14 protein-coding genes are annotated in these 15746 nt (G+C 45.4%); 8 read left to right on the top strand and 6 right to left on the bottom strand.

Features of this window, described 5'->3' with window-relative positions:
* Nucleotides 1–4 precede the first annotated feature (4 nt).
* The 3 genes from ispD (at nt 5) to HRU79_05905 (ending at nt 3480) form a co-directional block, all read left to right on the top strand.
* The gene (gene ispD / locus HRU79_05915) at nt 5–715 is read left to right on the top strand and encodes a 2-C-methyl-D-erythritol 4-phosphate cytidylyltransferase (protein QOJ26209.1); all 711 of its coding nucleotides are present in this window, start codon (nt 5–7) and stop codon (nt 713–715) included.
* A gap of 132 nt (nt 716–847) precedes the next feature.
* Nucleotides 848–1084 (top strand): DUF2795 domain-containing protein, encoded by a 237-nt coding sequence (locus HRU79_05910; GenBank protein QOJ26208.1) that lies wholly within the window; start codon nt 848–850, stop codon nt 1082–1084.
* Nucleotides 1085–1155: 71 nt separating this feature from the next.
* Nucleotides 1156–3480 (top strand): BamA/TamA family outer membrane protein, encoded by a 2325-nt coding sequence (locus HRU79_05905; protein ID QOJ26207.1) that lies wholly within the window; start codon nt 1156–1158, stop codon nt 3478–3480.
* 39 nt (nt 3481–3519) lie between these two features.
* Here the strand turns inward: HRU79_05905 and HRU79_05900 are convergent, their stop codons facing one another.
* The 3 genes from HRU79_05900 to HRU79_05890 are packed head-to-tail and all read right to left on the bottom strand — an operon-like array spanning nt 3520 to nt 5944.
* The gene (locus HRU79_05900; protein ID QOJ26206.1) at nt 3520–4386 is read right to left on the bottom strand and encodes an isoaspartyl peptidase/L-asparaginase; all 867 of its coding nucleotides are present in this window, start codon (nt 4384–4386) and stop codon (nt 3520–3522) included.
* 3 nt (nt 4387–4389) lie between these two features.
* Complete coding sequence (locus HRU79_05895) at nt 4390–5223, bottom strand: type III pantothenate kinase (protein ID QOJ26205.1); 834 nt, start codon at nt 5221–5223, stop codon at nt 4390–4392.
* The gene (locus HRU79_05890; GenBank protein QOJ26204.1) at nt 5195–5944 is read right to left on the bottom strand and encodes a biotin--[acetyl-CoA-carboxylase] ligase; all 750 of its coding nucleotides are present in this window, start codon (nt 5942–5944) and stop codon (nt 5195–5197) included. Before HRU79_05890 ends, HRU79_05895 begins: the two co-directional genes overlap by 29 nt.
* Before the next feature lie 96 nt (nt 5945–6040).
* Between HRU79_05890 and mnmE the strand changes: the two genes are divergently transcribed.
* The 4 genes from mnmE to serS all read left to right on the top strand — a co-directional run bounded on the left by mnmE (nt 6041) and on the right by serS (nt 11328).
* Complete coding sequence (gene mnmE, locus HRU79_05885) at nt 6041–7429, top strand: tRNA uridine-5-carboxymethylaminomethyl(34) synthesis GTPase MnmE (protein ID QOJ26203.1); 1389 nt, start codon at nt 6041–6043, stop codon at nt 7427–7429.
* A 3-nt stretch (nt 7430–7432) separates the two neighbouring features.
* Nucleotides 7433–7957 carry an N-acetyltransferase gene (locus HRU79_05880; protein ID QOJ26202.1) on the top strand — a complete coding sequence of 175 codons (525 nt, stop codon included), beginning with the start codon at nt 7433–7435 and terminating at the stop codon, nt 7955–7957.
* Nucleotides 7958–8135: 178 nt separating this feature from the next.
* On the top strand, nt 8136–9992 hold the full coding sequence (gene mnmG / locus HRU79_05875; GenBank protein QOJ26201.1) for a tRNA uridine-5-carboxymethylaminomethyl(34) synthesis enzyme MnmG: 1857 nt from the start codon (nt 8136–8138) through the stop codon (nt 9990–9992).
* 70 nt (nt 9993–10062) lie between these two features.
* A complete protein-coding gene (gene serS / locus HRU79_05870; GenBank protein QOJ26200.1) occupies nt 10063–11328 on the top strand; it encodes a serine--tRNA ligase in 1266 nt (421 codons plus the stop codon).
* A 438-nt stretch (nt 11329–11766) separates the two neighbouring features.
* On the opposite strand, the gene HRU79_05865 is transcribed toward serS, so the two are convergent.
* Complete coding sequence (locus HRU79_05865) at nt 11767–12240, bottom strand: DNA starvation/stationary phase protection protein (GenBank protein QOJ26199.1); 474 nt, start codon at nt 12238–12240, stop codon at nt 11767–11769.
* Nucleotides 12241–12283: 43 nt separating this feature from the next.
* Entirely contained in the window at nt 12284–13303 is a 1020-nt protein-coding gene (locus HRU79_05860; GenBank protein ID QOJ26198.1) for a M42 family metallopeptidase, read from the bottom strand.
* Between the two features lie 45 nt (nt 13304–13348).
* On the opposite strand from HRU79_05860, the gene HRU79_05855 reads away from it, so the two are divergent.
* Complete coding sequence (locus tag HRU79_05855; protein QOJ26197.1) at nt 13349–14596, top strand: insulinase family protein; 1248 nt, start codon at nt 13349–13351, stop codon at nt 14594–14596.
* On the opposite strand, the gene HRU79_05850 is transcribed toward HRU79_05855, so the two are convergent.
* Nucleotides 14593–15741, bottom strand: coding sequence for an aminotransferase class I/II-fold pyridoxal phosphate-dependent enzyme (locus tag HRU79_05850; GenBank protein ID QOJ26196.1), 1149 nt, complete (start codon nt 15739–15741; stop codon nt 14593–14595). The genes HRU79_05855 and HRU79_05850 overlap by 4 nt on opposite strands.
* Nucleotides 15742–15746 lie beyond the last annotated feature (5 nt).

Genomic DNA, 15746 nt, shown 5'->3' with positions numbered 1-15746 from the left:
GGTTATGACGTCATACTACGTTGGTGTAATTGTTCCGTGTGCAGGTATTGGAAAACGCTTTGGCTCGGCGGTTCCCAAGCAGTATGCCATGCTTGGAACCGAGCCTATACTGGTGCACACACTGAGAACTATCTGCAGTATCTCCAACGTAGGTAGTGTTGTCCTTGCCATTCATGAGAGTGACGTGATGGCAAACCACATCATCAGCTCGATAACGACAAACACACAAATTCACGTCGTTTTCGGCGGCGGGGAACGCTGGCAAAGCGTAAAAAACGCTCTGGACCATCCAAGTTTGAACAAATGCTCTGTTATCCTTGTCCATGATGCCGTTCGGCCACTGGCAACCGCAGATCTGTTTCAGAAAGTTATTCATAAGGCGCGGCAGCACGGAGCAGCCGTTCCGGTAGTCCCGCTTTCCGATACAATCAAGGAAGTTGGGGCCGACGGAAGCGTGGTACAAACACTTTCTCGATCATCTCTCCGGGCAGCTCAGACTCCACAAGGGTTTCAGGCTGATATATTGAGAAAAGCGTATCTCAACGTTCATCCGGATGCAACAGATGATGCCCAGGTTGTTGAATTGGCGGGATATACCGTGTATTGTACTGACGGCGAGACCACGAACAATAAAATCACCACGCCACACGATATTGCTGTAGCGGAAAAAACACTGTCAATAAGCAGATCAACCTGGAAGAAACCAGGAATTTGATTGAAAAAGATGACCTTTCGAATGCATTAATTTGTAATCTGCAAACATTATCAGTGTGAATATGTTGCGTTACCAGCTTGCTGCTTGTATATTCGCGCCCCAATCACACTTGGCACCAAATAGGAATAGATCATGTTTTGGACCCCTGAACTTGCTGCATACCTTGAAGACGCTCCTTGGCCGGCGACTAAGGACGAGCTTATTGATTATGCCGATCGTACCGGTGCCCCGATCCAGATTATTGAAAATCTCAAGGAACTGGATGACCCGGAAGATCCTGTATATGAAGGGATTGAAGACCTATGGCCTGAGTACGAAAGTGCGTCCGACGACTTCTTATTTAACGAAGACGACGATTCGGATTATTAATATTCGGCAGTTTTATTGCCGGCATGCTCAATGAACGAAGCCCTCAGCCGGATTGACGGTATTTTAGTATAGTGTGTACCTGCATCCTCCGGTTCTTGCTTATTGTACTGCCATGTATCGTCATGTCGGCTACCGCGTTGGCAGCGGGTGTTGTTCCAGCTGATAGTGTCTTTGCTCTTGAGCAATATCGTGCAGACCGATATCAGGGCCTCTCGGAATTACAGGAAGTCCGAATTGTTGGATGCTCCCTTACCAGCACTGAACAGCTTATTGGTGTTATTCAGTCACGCGAAAGCGAACTGTCAATCACACGCAGGTTAGGCAGATACGTTCAGGAAAATGTAGCCCGCAATCCGGCAACTCCAACACCAATTTTAAAAACACTTGAGCGCCTCCAGGAAAATCTGAAGAGCGAACTGCGATACTTCAGCCCGTCAAAAGCATCCGATGACAGTGTTGCACTTCTTGAATACCTTAACCAGCATGGCTTTCATGATGCCCGGGTAACGTGGGACTTTGGCTACGATCCGTCTGTAAAACGCAATGTTTTAAAATTCAACATAAACGAGGGAGTACAGGCTGTTGTTGATACGGTACTTATTTATGGCCTCGATAGTATTCCGGCAGACATATATCAAAGGGTTGTTTCAGAGCTGAAAATTGATAAGGGCGATCCATACAGCGAATCACTCTTAACTTCCAGCCTGGCGGCTATGTCAAGAATGCTTCAGAACAATGGATATTACAAAGCAAGCTTCACACAGCCGATTGTTAAAAGCAGCAGCGACCTTTCACGCGATACCATAGCCGTTGTTTTTACCACCGGTAAGCGCAAACGTATTGGATCCATTCTTTTTCAGGAAAACAACAATGGTTTCCCGGGGATCACCCAAACCATGCGTAGCAGACAAATTGAGTTCGCTACTGGTGAGTGGTACAATCGCGATCTGATCGAAGCATCACGGAACAATCTTATTTCTCTTGGTGTTTTCGAAATTGTAACAATAGATACGATTGTGCCAAATCACAGCGACCTTTCACCTCAGTCTCTGTCAGATTCGGTGATTTCACTGCGCGTATTCACAATGAACAATAAGCCCAGTGATTTAGGGTTTAATGTTCTGTTCTTTCAAACGGCTGTAGATAACTACTTAAATGCAGGGGTTGGTGCAACGTATCAGCACCGCAATCTGTTTGGCGGGGCACAGGTTGGTTCGCTTACGGCACAGTATATCCTTCAGGATATCAGCGGGTTTCTTCAAGGGCAGCCTCTGCAACGTGAAGCCGTTATTTCGGGTGTTCTGGCCTGGCCGAGTTTATTTAGAATTTGGAACTGGCGTGGCGGACTGCAGAGCAATATCTACTACTCCGAGCGGGTCCTGGTTAGTCCCTTTCGGTTAAGCTCTTTTGGTGTACTTACCCGCATGCCGGTAAGCCTTCCATTGTTTTTAGGTGTAAATGGTATTGATGCAAGTATCGGTCTGGAGCGCCAGGTTCCGCGTGAGTTCCAGGGTGCATTGGACTCAGCCTTGGTTGATGCTGAGACTCCGGAAGAAATTGCATTTGTTTATAGTACGCTTAATCAGTTCCTGGTCTTGGATAAATATTTACACACCGGGAACACCCCGTGGTTTACAAGTATCTACCTTGGTGCCAACATCAGGGGAGAGCACCGTGATAATGTCATGGATCCCCGTTCCGGTTACACCGCCAACGTATCGATCGAAGCAGGGATTGGTGCCGGGCAATTCGTCCGCAGTCAGGCTTTTTATAGCAGCATCTTTCCGGTATCGGTGCAGTCAACAATTGCTACAAAGATCAAGGCCGGACATATTTTTTTACTTGGGTTTTCCAGGGGCAGTACTACAGATACAAACACGTATGTAAGTATCGAGCGACAGTACTTTGCGGGAGGTGCCGCTAGTATTCGAAGTTTCCCATCTCGGCAGCTACACGATCCACACAGTGGTGAGTTGGAAGCACTGGACGAAACCCAGAATCTGTTGCTATCGAACACTGTTGGAAGTGCTTCACTGCTGGAACTCAGTGCTGAGTACCGTTACCGTTTCCCTAAACCAGCTGGCTGGGACAGTTTTTGGGCCTCACTGGTTGAGCGCAGTGGTCTGACTGTCTTTACCGATATTGGCAATGCTTTTAACCGTCTTACAACCGGGAAGTACGGCACCATGAGGTTACGTGACTTGTGGGAAGGAAGCGTAATTGCTATGGGTATCGGGTACAGATTTGATACGCCCGTTGGTCCGTTCCGTTTTGACTATGCAACAAGTATCTACGACCCGCTTCGTAAGGATGGCAAATGGATATTCTCAGGTAGAGAACATCCGTTTTCACTATCAAACTGGCACATATCTATCGGCTTAGGACACCCCTTTTAGTCGTTGATCGTGATAGGGGCTTTGGTAGAACTTTTATTGCTATGCTAACACCCCAACCGTCTTCTTGCTCCATGCATCTATCGAGGCTCTGTACATTCCGGATGTATTAAATACCATGCTTACCTCGCCGCGTGGACCAATTCCAATAATTCCGCCCTGGCCTCCCAGACGCGACACAAGGCTTAGTACACCGCCGGTTGCGGCGCCAATTGTTTCTCCCAGCAGGTCAACTCTGTGCAAAACTGTTGCAGATGCTGCAGCCCTAATAAAATATTCGCCATACCCGGTACAGCTAACTGCACCAATGTGATTTTGAGCATAGGTACCGCTACCTATTAGCGGAGAATCCCCTATTCGTCCCGATGCCTTTCTCAGCGTTCCCCCGGTTGATGTTGCAGCAGCATAATTTCCATATAAATCTCGTGCAACCGCTCCCACAGTACCCGTTGAAGTCTCAGTTGCTGCAGTGTCGCACGGAAAATAATAATTATTGTTTACCACTTCCAGCATAAATTTATCAGCCAGTTCTTCAGCAGCTTTACCTGCCAGGAGAACATGCTGACTATGTTCCATTACAACTCGTGCCAGCAAAATCGGGTTTTTAATCTTTGATACCAACGTAACTGCACCGGCTTCCATGTTTGAGCCATCCATGATCGAGGCGTCGAGTTCAGGAGTTCCAGCAGGTGTTGGTGACGATCCCTTTCCGGCATGAAACAATCCGCTGTCTTCCATCCTTACCACAGCAGCACAGACTGCGTCAAGGGCTGATTTACCATCCACCAGCATCGTGTGACAGTGGGTGATAATCTCATCGAGTAAAACCTGCGCTTCCTCCAGTCTTCCGGTGCCAGTATATCTGGCCAGATCACCCGCCCCGCCGTGAATTGCAATTGATGGTGCCATGTACTAGTTCCTGATTTTTTCAATGATTCCATCGTGAATATCAACCGGTTTTGCATTCATGAGCAATGATAGGATTCCTGTTGTTACCATGTCTCTCTCAAAGTGCACGTCTAATCCCCTGTGTCCCATTGTTTCGGCAATTACCTTTCCTTCACCACCGGTTATGACTATAGGTACCTGAGCCCCGTTAAAGAACTCATTCTGCATCGTTTGAATACTCTCTAATACTCCGCCAAGAACAGACTGTGTAACGCCAGCCATTAGCGACTCCTGAGTATTAACCCCTATCGCCTTTACTGGCTGTGAGTACTCAGTTTCGGGAATACCTGCCGTTTGCTTTGTTAAACCCACTAACTGGGTGGTCATCCCGGCAAAAATGATACCGCCCAAAAACATCCTGTCTTTCGATATTGCATTTACTGTGACAGCCGTACCACAATCAACGGTAATTAAGGGCGGAAGCTGCTTGAAAAGCGCTCCAATTGCACCAAGCATCCTGTCGATCCCTGCGTTCTCTACCGATCCTAATCGCAGCAGCGCTTCGTTACGCATTAATAACTGGTGTACGTTGATAACAAGATGTCCGGGAATGCGTTGAATGATTTTAACTATGGCGGTGGTTTGCTTGGGATTTACACTCGACAGACCGATCAGGTACTTTTTACTGACGTGATCGCGAAAGTGATGCTGAACGTTTTTCTTCCACTCCTTATCGAAAGGGATGGATAAGTACACATCATCATGATGAATTTTCACGCGACTGTTCCCAACATCTATGCCGCAAATCCCATACTGAACGCTGTTGAGTTCAATAGTTGTATCGTATAGTGTCGCCATCGGTTATCACCCGCTCTGTTTGTGTTACTATGTTTTGTGCAACAAGCCGTCCGTCATCGAGTACTGATTTCACCAGCCACTGCTCCTTTGAACCAACGATGTTTACAGGCTTGTTGATAATCTCCATTTCTTGTACCCACTGCCGGTGAACATGTTGCCAGTGGGACCGCATTTGTGAAATCAAATTATCGTGCAATGTACGGATACACTGTGGTAAGGACGTAATTGCCCCCAGTCTTATTAGCGATGTTGCTGTTTCCTGTAATTCCTCCGGAAACTGTAGCTGGTTAATATTAACGCCAATACCAATTATGGAGAACCGGCACTCTGCTCCCCTGAATTCATGCTCAACCAAGATACCGCCAATCTTTTTCCACCGATTCGTGTCCAGCACCATTACATCATTTGGATACTTTACTTTAAAGGTCAGCCGTGGGGTAATCTCTCGCAACATTAGCACCGTTGCAAGTGCTCCCCTGGCCATGTATGACGCAAGGTCACGATAATCCACCTTACCGTCATGAACAGTTCCGTACGAACAGTAAATATTTTGACCATGCTCACCTGTCCATTTTTTCCCTTTTCTTCCCTTTCCACCGGTTTGGCTGTCTGCACAGACAAATACACGCGGGTGAATCCCAAGCTTGTCCCTGACTACATCGTTTGTTGACTCGACTGTTGTTACATGAAAATACTCGGGATTATCCGTGTTCATCGCCATTATTAATATTTTTATTTATAATCTGACTCAGCGGTGTTAAACTGTATTTGCTAAACTAATGCTGTTATATGGGTAAATCATGTATTAACTTGCACTGTGAACAACACCATAAGCCATAGGGAAACGATCTGTGCCCTGGCAACACCACCGGGCATTGCAGGGTTGGCTGTAATTCGTGTTAGCGGTAACGAAGCTTTGAGTGTATGTGATCAGCTTTTTTCCGGAAACCAGACAATAGAACGTGCGGCAACACACACGATACTGGTTGGATGGTTTAAAACGGAAGACAGCCTGATTGACGAAGTAACCATGTCGGTCTTCAAAAGCCCGCACAGTTATACAGGCGAAGACGTGGTCGAAATTGGATGCCACGGCGGACATTTTGTAGTTAACAGGATCCTTACAGCCTTAATCGCCGCTGGCATCCGTGCTGCTTTACCCGGCGAGTTTACTCGAAGAGCTTTTTTGAACCGTAAAATCGATCTCACCCATGCAGAAGCAATTGCCGACCTTATTCATGCACAGTCCTCTGCTGGTGCCGAAACCGCAGCACGGCAGTTAGCCGGCGGATACACGGTAAAGCTTCGAAATTTGGAAAATGAACTGATTAAAATTGCAGGACTGCTTGAGGTAGAGCTTGATTTTAGCGAAGAGGGTTATGAGTTTGTAAACCGACCCGAGTTTCTTGAGAGTTTACATACGGGGATTGACTATGCTACCCAACTGCGGGGAACGGCTCATTGGGCTCAAATCGCCCGATCCGGCTTGCTTTGTGCTGTAGTTGGTTACCCCAATGCCGGCAAAAGCTCAATGTTTAACGCTCTTCTGGAACGCAACCGTGCCATCGTAAGTTCTGTTCCGGGTACTACCAGAGATTATCTGGAAGAAAGCCTTATCGTTGATGGCTACACCATCAGACTGATTGATACCGCGGGCCTCAGGATAACAAGTAATGAAATTGAAAAAGCCGGCATAGAATCGGCGTACTCCTTACTCAACCAGTGTAATGTCATTGTGGTTGTAAATGACGTATCTAAAGGCACCGAAAATAGTAATCCCCTGTTAGCCGAACTCCGTGAGCTCCATCCTGAGAAGGATTTTGTGCTTGTTCAGAATAAAACCGATTTGGTACCTAATGAAGTAATCAGTCCACCACCTGTTCAAGCTCACAACGTGTATTATACAAATGCAACGACAATTACTTCAGACGGTATGAAGGTGTTGTTAAGCCTCTTGGTAGATATAGCAAAATCAACATCAGGAGCGCATCTCGATGCACTGGTTAATTCCAGACAGGCTCAGTTGCTAACGGTTCTGATAAGCCAATTGCAGAGTGCTAAAGATGCCTTGGAACGGAGTGAGCCTTCCGATATTATTGCTGTTGATATCCGCCAGGCAATCCAAACATTAAGCTCTCTAACAGGGAAGACGTGGAATCCGGATGTTTTAGATGCTGTTTTTTCAAACTTCTGCATAGGAAAGTAGTTCATGGACCAAGGTTTTGAAATTCGTCCACTTGAATCGGGTGACTTTGAGGAGTTCCTTGAAATACAGAAACTTGCTCTCCTCTCGGCTCCCGATGTGTTTGGATCAGACTATAGCAGGTTTGACAGCCTTTCAATTTTAAACAAGGAACAACGGTTTGTAAGGTACCTTCTGTTCCCCTACCAGTATATTCTTGGCGCTGTGACGCCTAGTGGTACGGTTGTTGGGATGGTTGGGTTCTCGTGTGATAACAGCAGCTCAAAAATCAAGCACAAGGCAAAAATCTGGGGACTGTACGTTGTTCCTGAGCAAAGAGGCAAGGGGGTTGCGTCACTCTTGGTTAACACCGTGCTAAATGAGGCAATCGACATAGGCGTTGAGCTAGTTCAGCTTTCAGTAAGTACCCAAAACAGAGCGTCGTATTCGTTATATCTGCGTTTAGGTTTTACTGTATATGGAACCGAACCGCGGTCAATGAAGGTCGACGATCAATATATCGATGAATATCTGATGGTCAAAATTCTATAAACGGAATATCACACTTTTCATGTTTCACGTGAAACAGTGCCTGATTTCACCGATGTCTTGCGCCTGCACCCTGCCTGGCGGAAAATCTACGACTCTGAAAACCCAGATTCGAACAATAGTGATAGCAGGCTGCAAAATGCCGTGTGTTTCACGTGAAACGCAGTACCACAAGAAAAAGATGACAAATATTTACGATGTTTTAGTAGTAGGCGGCGGTCACGCCGGAATTGAAGCAGCAATGGCATGCACTCGTATTGGCGTACGAACTGCCTTGGTTTCGATGGAAGTCAACACGATAGGACGCCTTTCGTGTAATCCGTCTATTGGTGGTAGCGCAAAGGGTCACCTGGCAAAAGAAATTGACGCTCTTGGCGGCGTTATGGCCCGTCTGGCAGACTTATCAGGAATACAATTTAAGCTCCTAAACACCTCCAAGGGTCCTGCTGTCTGGTCACCTCGTTGTCAGAATGACAAGGACCTCTATCCTCTATTTGCTCAAAATCTTCTACTTAGTACCCCTGATCTACACATAATTCGAGAAACTGTTACTGAGATTATCGTTGAAAAAGGTTCTGTAGCAGGAATTCGGACAGAAAGCGGTGAAACTATTCGCTCACAGGCCGTGATATTGTGTTCGGGAACGTTTTTAAACGCGGTTATGTGGACGGGTATGGAAGAAACCGCCGGTGGACGTTTTGGGGAGAGATCATCTAACTCAATATCTGACCTTCTGGCGTCGTATGGATTAGAAAAGGGACGATTGAAAACCGGTACTCCGCCAAGAATTGACTCAATTTCTGTTGACTACAGCCAGTTAAAATCTGTACCCGGCGACGACAGCCCCCTTCCACTTTCAATTCAGACCCATAAGGTCAGAAACACCGTAACATGTTGGCAAACAACAACTTGCAGTGATACGCATGAAATTTTACGAGCAGGATTTGACAAAAGCCCAATGTTTACGGGTGCAATCAAAGGAAGCGGACCACGATACTGCCCTTCTATCGAGGATAAAATTTCTCGATTTTCCGACAAGCCGTTTCACACAATCGTCTTAGAGCCGGAAACATTGCGGGGCGACACTCTTTATGTAAACGGATTTTCTACCAGTTTACCGATGGACATTCAGCAGCGTGGTCTGCGGTCCATTCCTGGTTTAGAAAAATGCAGCGTTTCTCGGTTTGGGTATGCTGTAGAATACGATTTTTTCTATCCGTATCAGTTAAAATGTACGCTTGAGTCAAAGGCTATAAAGGGGCTTTTTCTTGCAGGACAGGTTAACGGGACGTCGGGGTACGAAGAAGCTGCTTCACAGGGACTCATTGCGGGAATCAATGCTGCCAGGATGATTTTGGATCAGGAACCATTTACCCTGGGCAGAAACGAGGCATATATCGGTGTTCTTATCGATGATTTGGTGAATAAGAATACAAACGAACCGTACAGGATTTTTACATCATTGGCTGAGTTCAGACTCTTACTAAGGATTGATACTGTTTACGACAGACTTCTGCCTAAAGGGAGAGAAATAGGTCTTATTGGTAATGCTGCATACAGTAAGTACTGTAGGACCAGAGACCTGTTATCTCTAATTGCCGAAGAATCGGAACGAAAAGTCAGCACCGATGTTGCAAATTCAATTCTGCTTAAGGCGGACGAGGAGCCGGTAACAGAAACAACCGTGATTTCAACCTTGGTTAAACGGCCAAAAGTATCTCTGCTGGATGCCCTCAAGTCCAACTCGATGATTCCCGTATCAGTCCTGGAAGAACATTCTGGTGCAGTGGATCAGATTCAGCATACAATCAAATACCAGGGATATATCGATAAACAACTACGCGATGTTGAACGAATGAAGGAAATCGAGAATATTCGTATTCCGGAGTCGTTCTCGTATAACAATATCCGTTCGTTGTCTTTAGAGGCCCGTGAAAAACTCGAAAAAATACGGCCGTCAAGTATCGGGCAGGCGTCACGAATTTCTGGGGTATCAGCGAGCGACATATCTGTGTTGACAGTGTATTTGGGTCGCTGATAATATTGTTTACAATTAACACAAAGATCTGCTTAAATTTGTTTCTTCATTATTCTACCTTTTCCTTGTTATGATCGATATCCGATTGCTGAGAGATTCCCCAGAGCTGGTACGGGAAAATTGCAGAAGAAAACTAACGGATGCCTCCTTAGTTGATTCTGCATATAACGCGGACATCCGTCGACGCGAACTAATTAAAGAAGTTGAAAATTTAAAAGCTTCCAGAAACTCTGCATCTATGGAAGTTGCGACGTTAAAAAAGTCCGGCAACAATGCCGATCACATAATCGAACAGGTGCGGGTAATCGGAGACAGGATTAAAGATCTTGATGACGTACTACGTTCTGTAGATGCCGAACTAGAACAGGCAATGTTGCTTATTCCGAACATGGCTCACGAGTCTGTGCCAACCGGAAAATCTGCTGATGATAACGTTGAAGTTCGCCGTCACGGATCCTGCTCCGAACGCAGTTTTCGTCTTGACCATATTCAGCTTGGTGCCAATAAAGGTATAATTGATTTTGATAAAGGAGCAAAGGTCACCGGTAGCGGTTTTGGATATCTTACTGGTTTAGGTGCCAAGCTCGAACGAGCCCTTATCAACTATTCCCTCGATAAGGCCTCAGCAGCTGGTTATACAGAGATAGTTCCTCCGTTTGTTGCCAATCCACAGTCGTTTATTGGCACTGCCCAGCTTCCTAAAAGCGCCGATGATATGTACTTTATCGAAAAAGATAATTTGTACTTAATCCCTACGGCCGAGGTTACAATCACGAACTTCCACCGGGATGATGTGTTAGCCGGTAGTACCCTCCCAAGAACCTACTGCGGTTACTCAGCCTGCTTTCGTCGGGAGGCCGGTAGCTACGGTAAAGACACTCGGGGTTTTCTTCGAGTTCATCAGTTCAATAAAGTTGAACTTGTTCAGTTTGCACATCCCGACGAGTCGTACTCAATTTTAGAAGAAATGGTACACCATGTAGAAAATATGCTTGTTGAACTTGGTCTTACCTACAGGGTTCTGCTTTTATGCAGTGGCGATATGACGTTTGGTGGAGCAAAAACCTACGACCTTGAAGTATGGGCTCCTGCAGAACAGCGTTGGCTTGAGGTAAGTTCATGCACAAACTTTGAAACGTTTCAGGCTCGAAGGGCAAATATCCGCTTTAAAGCTGACTCAAACACAAAACCGGAGTTTGTTCATACCCTTAATGGATCCGGTCTTGCAATTCCCCGAATTCTGGTGTCGCTGCTTGAACAGCACCAGCAAGAAGATGGATCGGTAAACATTCCGGAAGTTCTGAAACCATACTGCGGTTTTGATGTGATTCCATAAGCGCAAATCTCACGTCAAAATCTCACAAAAAAAAATTCACGACTTTCTGCAATCCTCTTATTTTCTTTCTGGGTTAAAGATCTATAGTAGATGATATTAGAGTGTGGATATGCTGTATAACGACCCGAAAAAAATTTTTTTCTGCTCTAACTGTAATAATTAACAGGGGTTACCGGGCAACACACACCTTGGAGTATCTGTGGACAATCCGTGTGACAAAAAAAAACCCACTGTAAACTGTGGGTATAAAATCTACTACTTGCACTGTGGTTTGTTGGTAAGTGACATATCTCCAACAGTTATTCAGCTGTTAACCAATACACATGTGCACAATAATGTGGAAGAAATATGTAACGCATTTATTTTCAAGGGTTTACCGTAGAAGAATGGTGTCTGTCCAAGACCTAAAAACTACATAAACCCATAGCCGCGGTATTCTTACCCCAGATAAGCGGAATACATCCAGACAAGCTTTTCTTGCTGTTGGATATATTCAGACATCATTGCTGCAGTGCCTTCATCATTTGCCTTTTGTGCTATTTCAAGCAACTCACGCTCGAGAAGTAGGATTGTAGTAAACGCACTCAAAATCCGTTGAACACAGCGCTTTCCCTCCTTAATGTGTTCAGCAGGTTTGATAGCACTGATCTGCAAATAGGACTCAAATGTGTGCAACGGAATTCCACCAACTGTTAATACACGCTCAGCAATCTCATCGATTTTTATATGAAGATCTGTATATAATTCTTCAAACTTCGCATGGAGTTCAAAAAACCGATCACCACGAATATTCCAGTGAAAACCACGAACATTTTGATAAAAAACGGAATAATTGGCTAACAGTTCGTTTAATTCGTCCGCGATGAGTGTTGCCTTGGCAGTTGTAATACCAATCGTATTAGTTTTTGACATAAAATTCCCAAAAGAACAAAATGAAAGATTTTCGTATAACGTATCACGTAAACCGATGTTTGATAAAAGCAGCACATAAATCAGCCGTAGCACTGATTCCTTGTGTATGCGTTCGCTCAATCCCATGTGAACCGGAAACGCCTGGGCCTATTAAGGCTACCGGCACATCAATACCAGCTCTCCAAGCTGCTGTACCATCCGAACTATAGAACGGGTAAATATCAACAACATGGTCAATACTGTTTTTTATGGCAATTTGAATTAGGGCATTTGTTAAGGAGTAATCATAAGGGCCGCCCGAGTCTTTAGCACATATCGACACTTTTGTTTCAGTTCCGCTGCAGCCATCGCCAACAACACCCATATCAATGATCAGGAGCTCTTCGACTGAATCTGAATACCCCGCGGCTCCACCGTGCCCAACTTCCTCGTATGTTGAGAAGAAAAATTCAACCGGAAAGGTCCCGGCCATCAAATCCAATTTACCGGAAAGCTCAAATAATACCGCACAACCGGCCTTATTATCCAAAAAATGACTTTTTATATATCCGTTGCGGGTAACAACAACGCGGGGTTCAACAGCAATAAAGCAGCCGGTTCCAATACCCAGCGCACTAACACAATCGGCACTTGAACAGGTCTCATCCAGCCGAACATGCATATTGCTTATAGAACGTTCGCTTGTAGCTGCGTTCTTATTGGCATGGGCCGAAGGGTTGTTTAAAAGCAAGGTTCCGGTGCTGACAGTGCCGGTTCGACCATAAACGCGCACGTAACATCCGTCAAAGACTGGGAGTAAGGGGCTTCCCAAGGTAGATATTTGTAATGTTCCGTTGGCATTTACACCAGAAACGATGAATCCAAGGGTATCGGTATGTGCGGCAATACATAATTTGGGCTTGGGATGCTTTGAAACAACCAAAGCCCCTTTCCTTGTCCGTCGGACCGAATATCCCATTGAAAAAAACGACTGTTCGATATACGAAACAGCATTCTCGGTAAATCCTGTCGGAGAGTCAATATTCAGTAACTGAGTAAGCCAGTCAGTCGTAGGTACACTCATAATTTTAATCCAATTTCTAAACAACAAATCCAATTCAGCAGACAAATGTCACACTTACACCCTATTCAAACCAAACTTGCTAACGGAATTCCCGTTGTTGTGACCCCTTTACCGGATTCTCAGCTGGTGACGGTGTATGTAGGGTATTCGGTGGGAAGCAGGCATGAGGTACCCGGTTCATTTGGTATTGCACATCTGTTCGAGCATTTAATGTTTGATAATGGAGGTGATGGTACAAAAAAACAGTACGACAAGTTATGCACCAGAGTAGGAGGGTTCAACAATGCATATACCACATATGATTTTACAGCCTATCATATCACGCTGCCGGCACATGAGCTAGAACTAGGCTTATGGCTGGAGTCAGAAAGACTCCGTTCCTTTACTATTACGGATGATGATCTGAAGATTCAGAAAGGAGTTGTTACTGAAGAAATTAAACAAAACATATTAAATCAACCATATTCAGGATTACGGTCTGAACTTGACAAGATAGCGTACTCACACGATCACGGCTACTCAAAAAATGTGTACGGAAATATCGATGATATTACGAATCTTACAATGGACACCATCCGTGATTTTTTCATAAAATTTTATAACACTCTGAATGTTACTATATCGGTAGCAGGCTGTATAGATGCAAACCAGGTAATCAGACTTTCTGAGGAAACGTTTGGTCGGATAAAACCGGTGGTATTCTCAGAAGGGAAAAACAACACCACATTAGCCAAATACACCAATCAACATTCAATAGTTACCGACAATGTTCCGGTTCCGGCTGTGATTGTAGCGTTTCATCTTCCAGGCATGACAAGTGATGAAATGTATAATGCTGACTTGCTTGCAACGCTTATCGGTAGCGGGAAAAACTCATATTTATATCGTGAATTAGTTGTGAATAAGCAGATTGCCTCCGAGGTAGGCTGTTATGTTGACAAGCGACTTTTAGGCAGTTTACTTATTTGTTATGCATACGCCACGTCTAGCAAAATATCGTCAGGTCAGCTGACGGAATCAATACTATACGCTATCAAGACAGCGCAGGTAGGACAGGATGATTTAGCGTCCGCAAAGGCACGCGTTGTTACCGACACCATTGCACAAACTGAGGGTTCGGAGATTGTAGCAGAATCGGTAGCGTGGTTTTCGATGTTTAAGCAGACACCGGAAGAAATTAACAATCAGAAAAGACTCTATGAAAGCCGAAACATCGAAACAGTCCAGGATTTGGTCTCCGTCTATATGAAGCCAGAGCAAATGTTACAGGTAGAAGTTATTCCGCTGACTTAGAGTGTGCTGGCAGCATCGGCCAGGCGCATTGACGCTGTTGATAACGTTTGCTCACTTTTGGCAAAGCAAAAACGTAGGCATGTATCGCCATTTTTACCATCTGTAAACGGTGACAGCGGGATCGAAGCCACCTTCCATTTCTTTGTGAGCAATACAGCTAAATCTACGTCGGATCCCTTCCAGAACCGAGAAAAATCCAGTAGCTGAAAATAGGTTCCATGACATGGCCGAATTCCCCATTGACTATTATTCAGGGTATCGCAAAAAACACTACGTCTTGCTTTGAAAAAACCGGGTAATGAGCTAAAAACTTCAGGACGAGATGTGTATTCAGCCAAGCCGACTTGTGTGGGAGTGTGAACGCTGAAAGCCAGATACTGATGAACCTTCCGAAATTCATTTGTTAGTGCAGGCGAGGCTACGCACGCGCCCACCTTCCATCCCGTGGCATGGATCAGCTTACCAAAAGAGGTCACGGTAAACGTACGGTGGCGCAGCAGGTCATGACTCATTAGCGGAGAATGGGCAGTATCGTACGTAATCAACTCATACACTTCGTCGCTAAGTATCAGAATATCATAGCGATCTGCGATAATTGCAAGTGCGTCAATATCATCGGACGTCCACATTGTTCCGGTTGGATTATGGGGAGAATTAACGATGATAACAGAAAGCCCTTTTTCAGCCTCATTCCGAACAAAATCCATATCCGGTTTATAGAGCGGTGGCGTAAGTGTACAGCGGACCACGCTGGCACCAAGAGTTTGCACCGCCGGAGCGTATGAATCGTATGCCGGATCGAATATTAAGACTCGGTCACCAGGGTGGACAGAAGCTGCCAGTGCAGTAAACAATGCTGCGGTTCCGCCGGGTGTTATGGTAACTTCTGTATCGGGGTCAACCGTTAGTCCGTGAAAATGTTGGTATCGTGCAGAAATTGCAGTGCGAAGTTCTGCTATACCAATCATTGGTGCGTACTGATTGAAACCCTCCGAAATTGCTCGTGCAACGGCCTGCTGAAGCCGGCCGTCCGGCTGAAAATCAGGAAACCCCTGTGATAAATTGATGGCACCTTCCTGAATGGCCAAAGCCGTCATCGTACTAAAAATCGAGGCTCCGGTGTGTGGCAGTTTAGAACTAATCACGGTGC

It is taken from the genome of Ignavibacteria bacterium (assembly GCA_015709655.1).
GTDB lineage: Bacteria > Bacteroidota > Ignavibacteria > Kapaibacteriales > Kapaibacteriaceae > OLB6.
This window is presented reverse-complemented; position numbering and strand designations above follow the sequence as displayed.

Excerpts from the sequence above, each read along its gene's own strand:
- ispD (QOJ26209.1), top strand. The coding sequence starts at position 5 with ATGACGTCATACTACGTTGGTGTAATTGTTCCGTGTGCAGGTATTGGA.
- HRU79_05910 (QOJ26208.1), top strand. The coding sequence starts at position 848 with ATGTTTTGGACCCCTGAACTTGCTGCATACCTTGAAGACGCTCCTTGG.
- HRU79_05900 (QOJ26206.1), bottom strand. The coding sequence starts at position 4,386 with ATGGCACCATCAATTGCAATTCACGGCGGGGCGGGTGATCTGGCCAGA.
- HRU79_05895 (QOJ26205.1), bottom strand. The coding sequence starts at position 5,223 with ATGGCGACACTATACGATACAACTATTGAACTCAACAGCGTTCAGTAT.
- HRU79_05890 (QOJ26204.1), bottom strand. The coding sequence starts at position 5,944 with ATGGCGATGAACACGGATAATCCCGAGTATTTTCATGTAACAACAGTC.
- HRU79_05880 (QOJ26202.1), top strand. The coding sequence starts at position 7,433 with ATGGACCAAGGTTTTGAAATTCGTCCACTTGAATCGGGTGACTTTGAG.
- mnmG (QOJ26201.1), top strand. The coding sequence starts at position 8,136 with ATGACAAATATTTACGATGTTTTAGTAGTAGGCGGCGGTCACGCCGGA.
- serS (QOJ26200.1), top strand. The coding sequence starts at position 10,063 with ATGATCGATATCCGATTGCTGAGAGATTCCCCAGAGCTGGTACGGGAA.
- HRU79_05865 (QOJ26199.1), bottom strand. The coding sequence starts at position 12,240 with ATGTCAAAAACTAATACGATTGGTATTACAACTGCCAAGGCAACACTC.
- HRU79_05860 (QOJ26198.1), bottom strand. The coding sequence starts at position 13,303 with ATGAGTGTACCTACGACTGACTGGCTTACTCAGTTACTGAATATTGAC.
- HRU79_05855 (QOJ26197.1), top strand. The coding sequence starts at position 13,349 with ATGTCACACTTACACCCTATTCAAACCAAACTTGCTAACGGAATTCCC.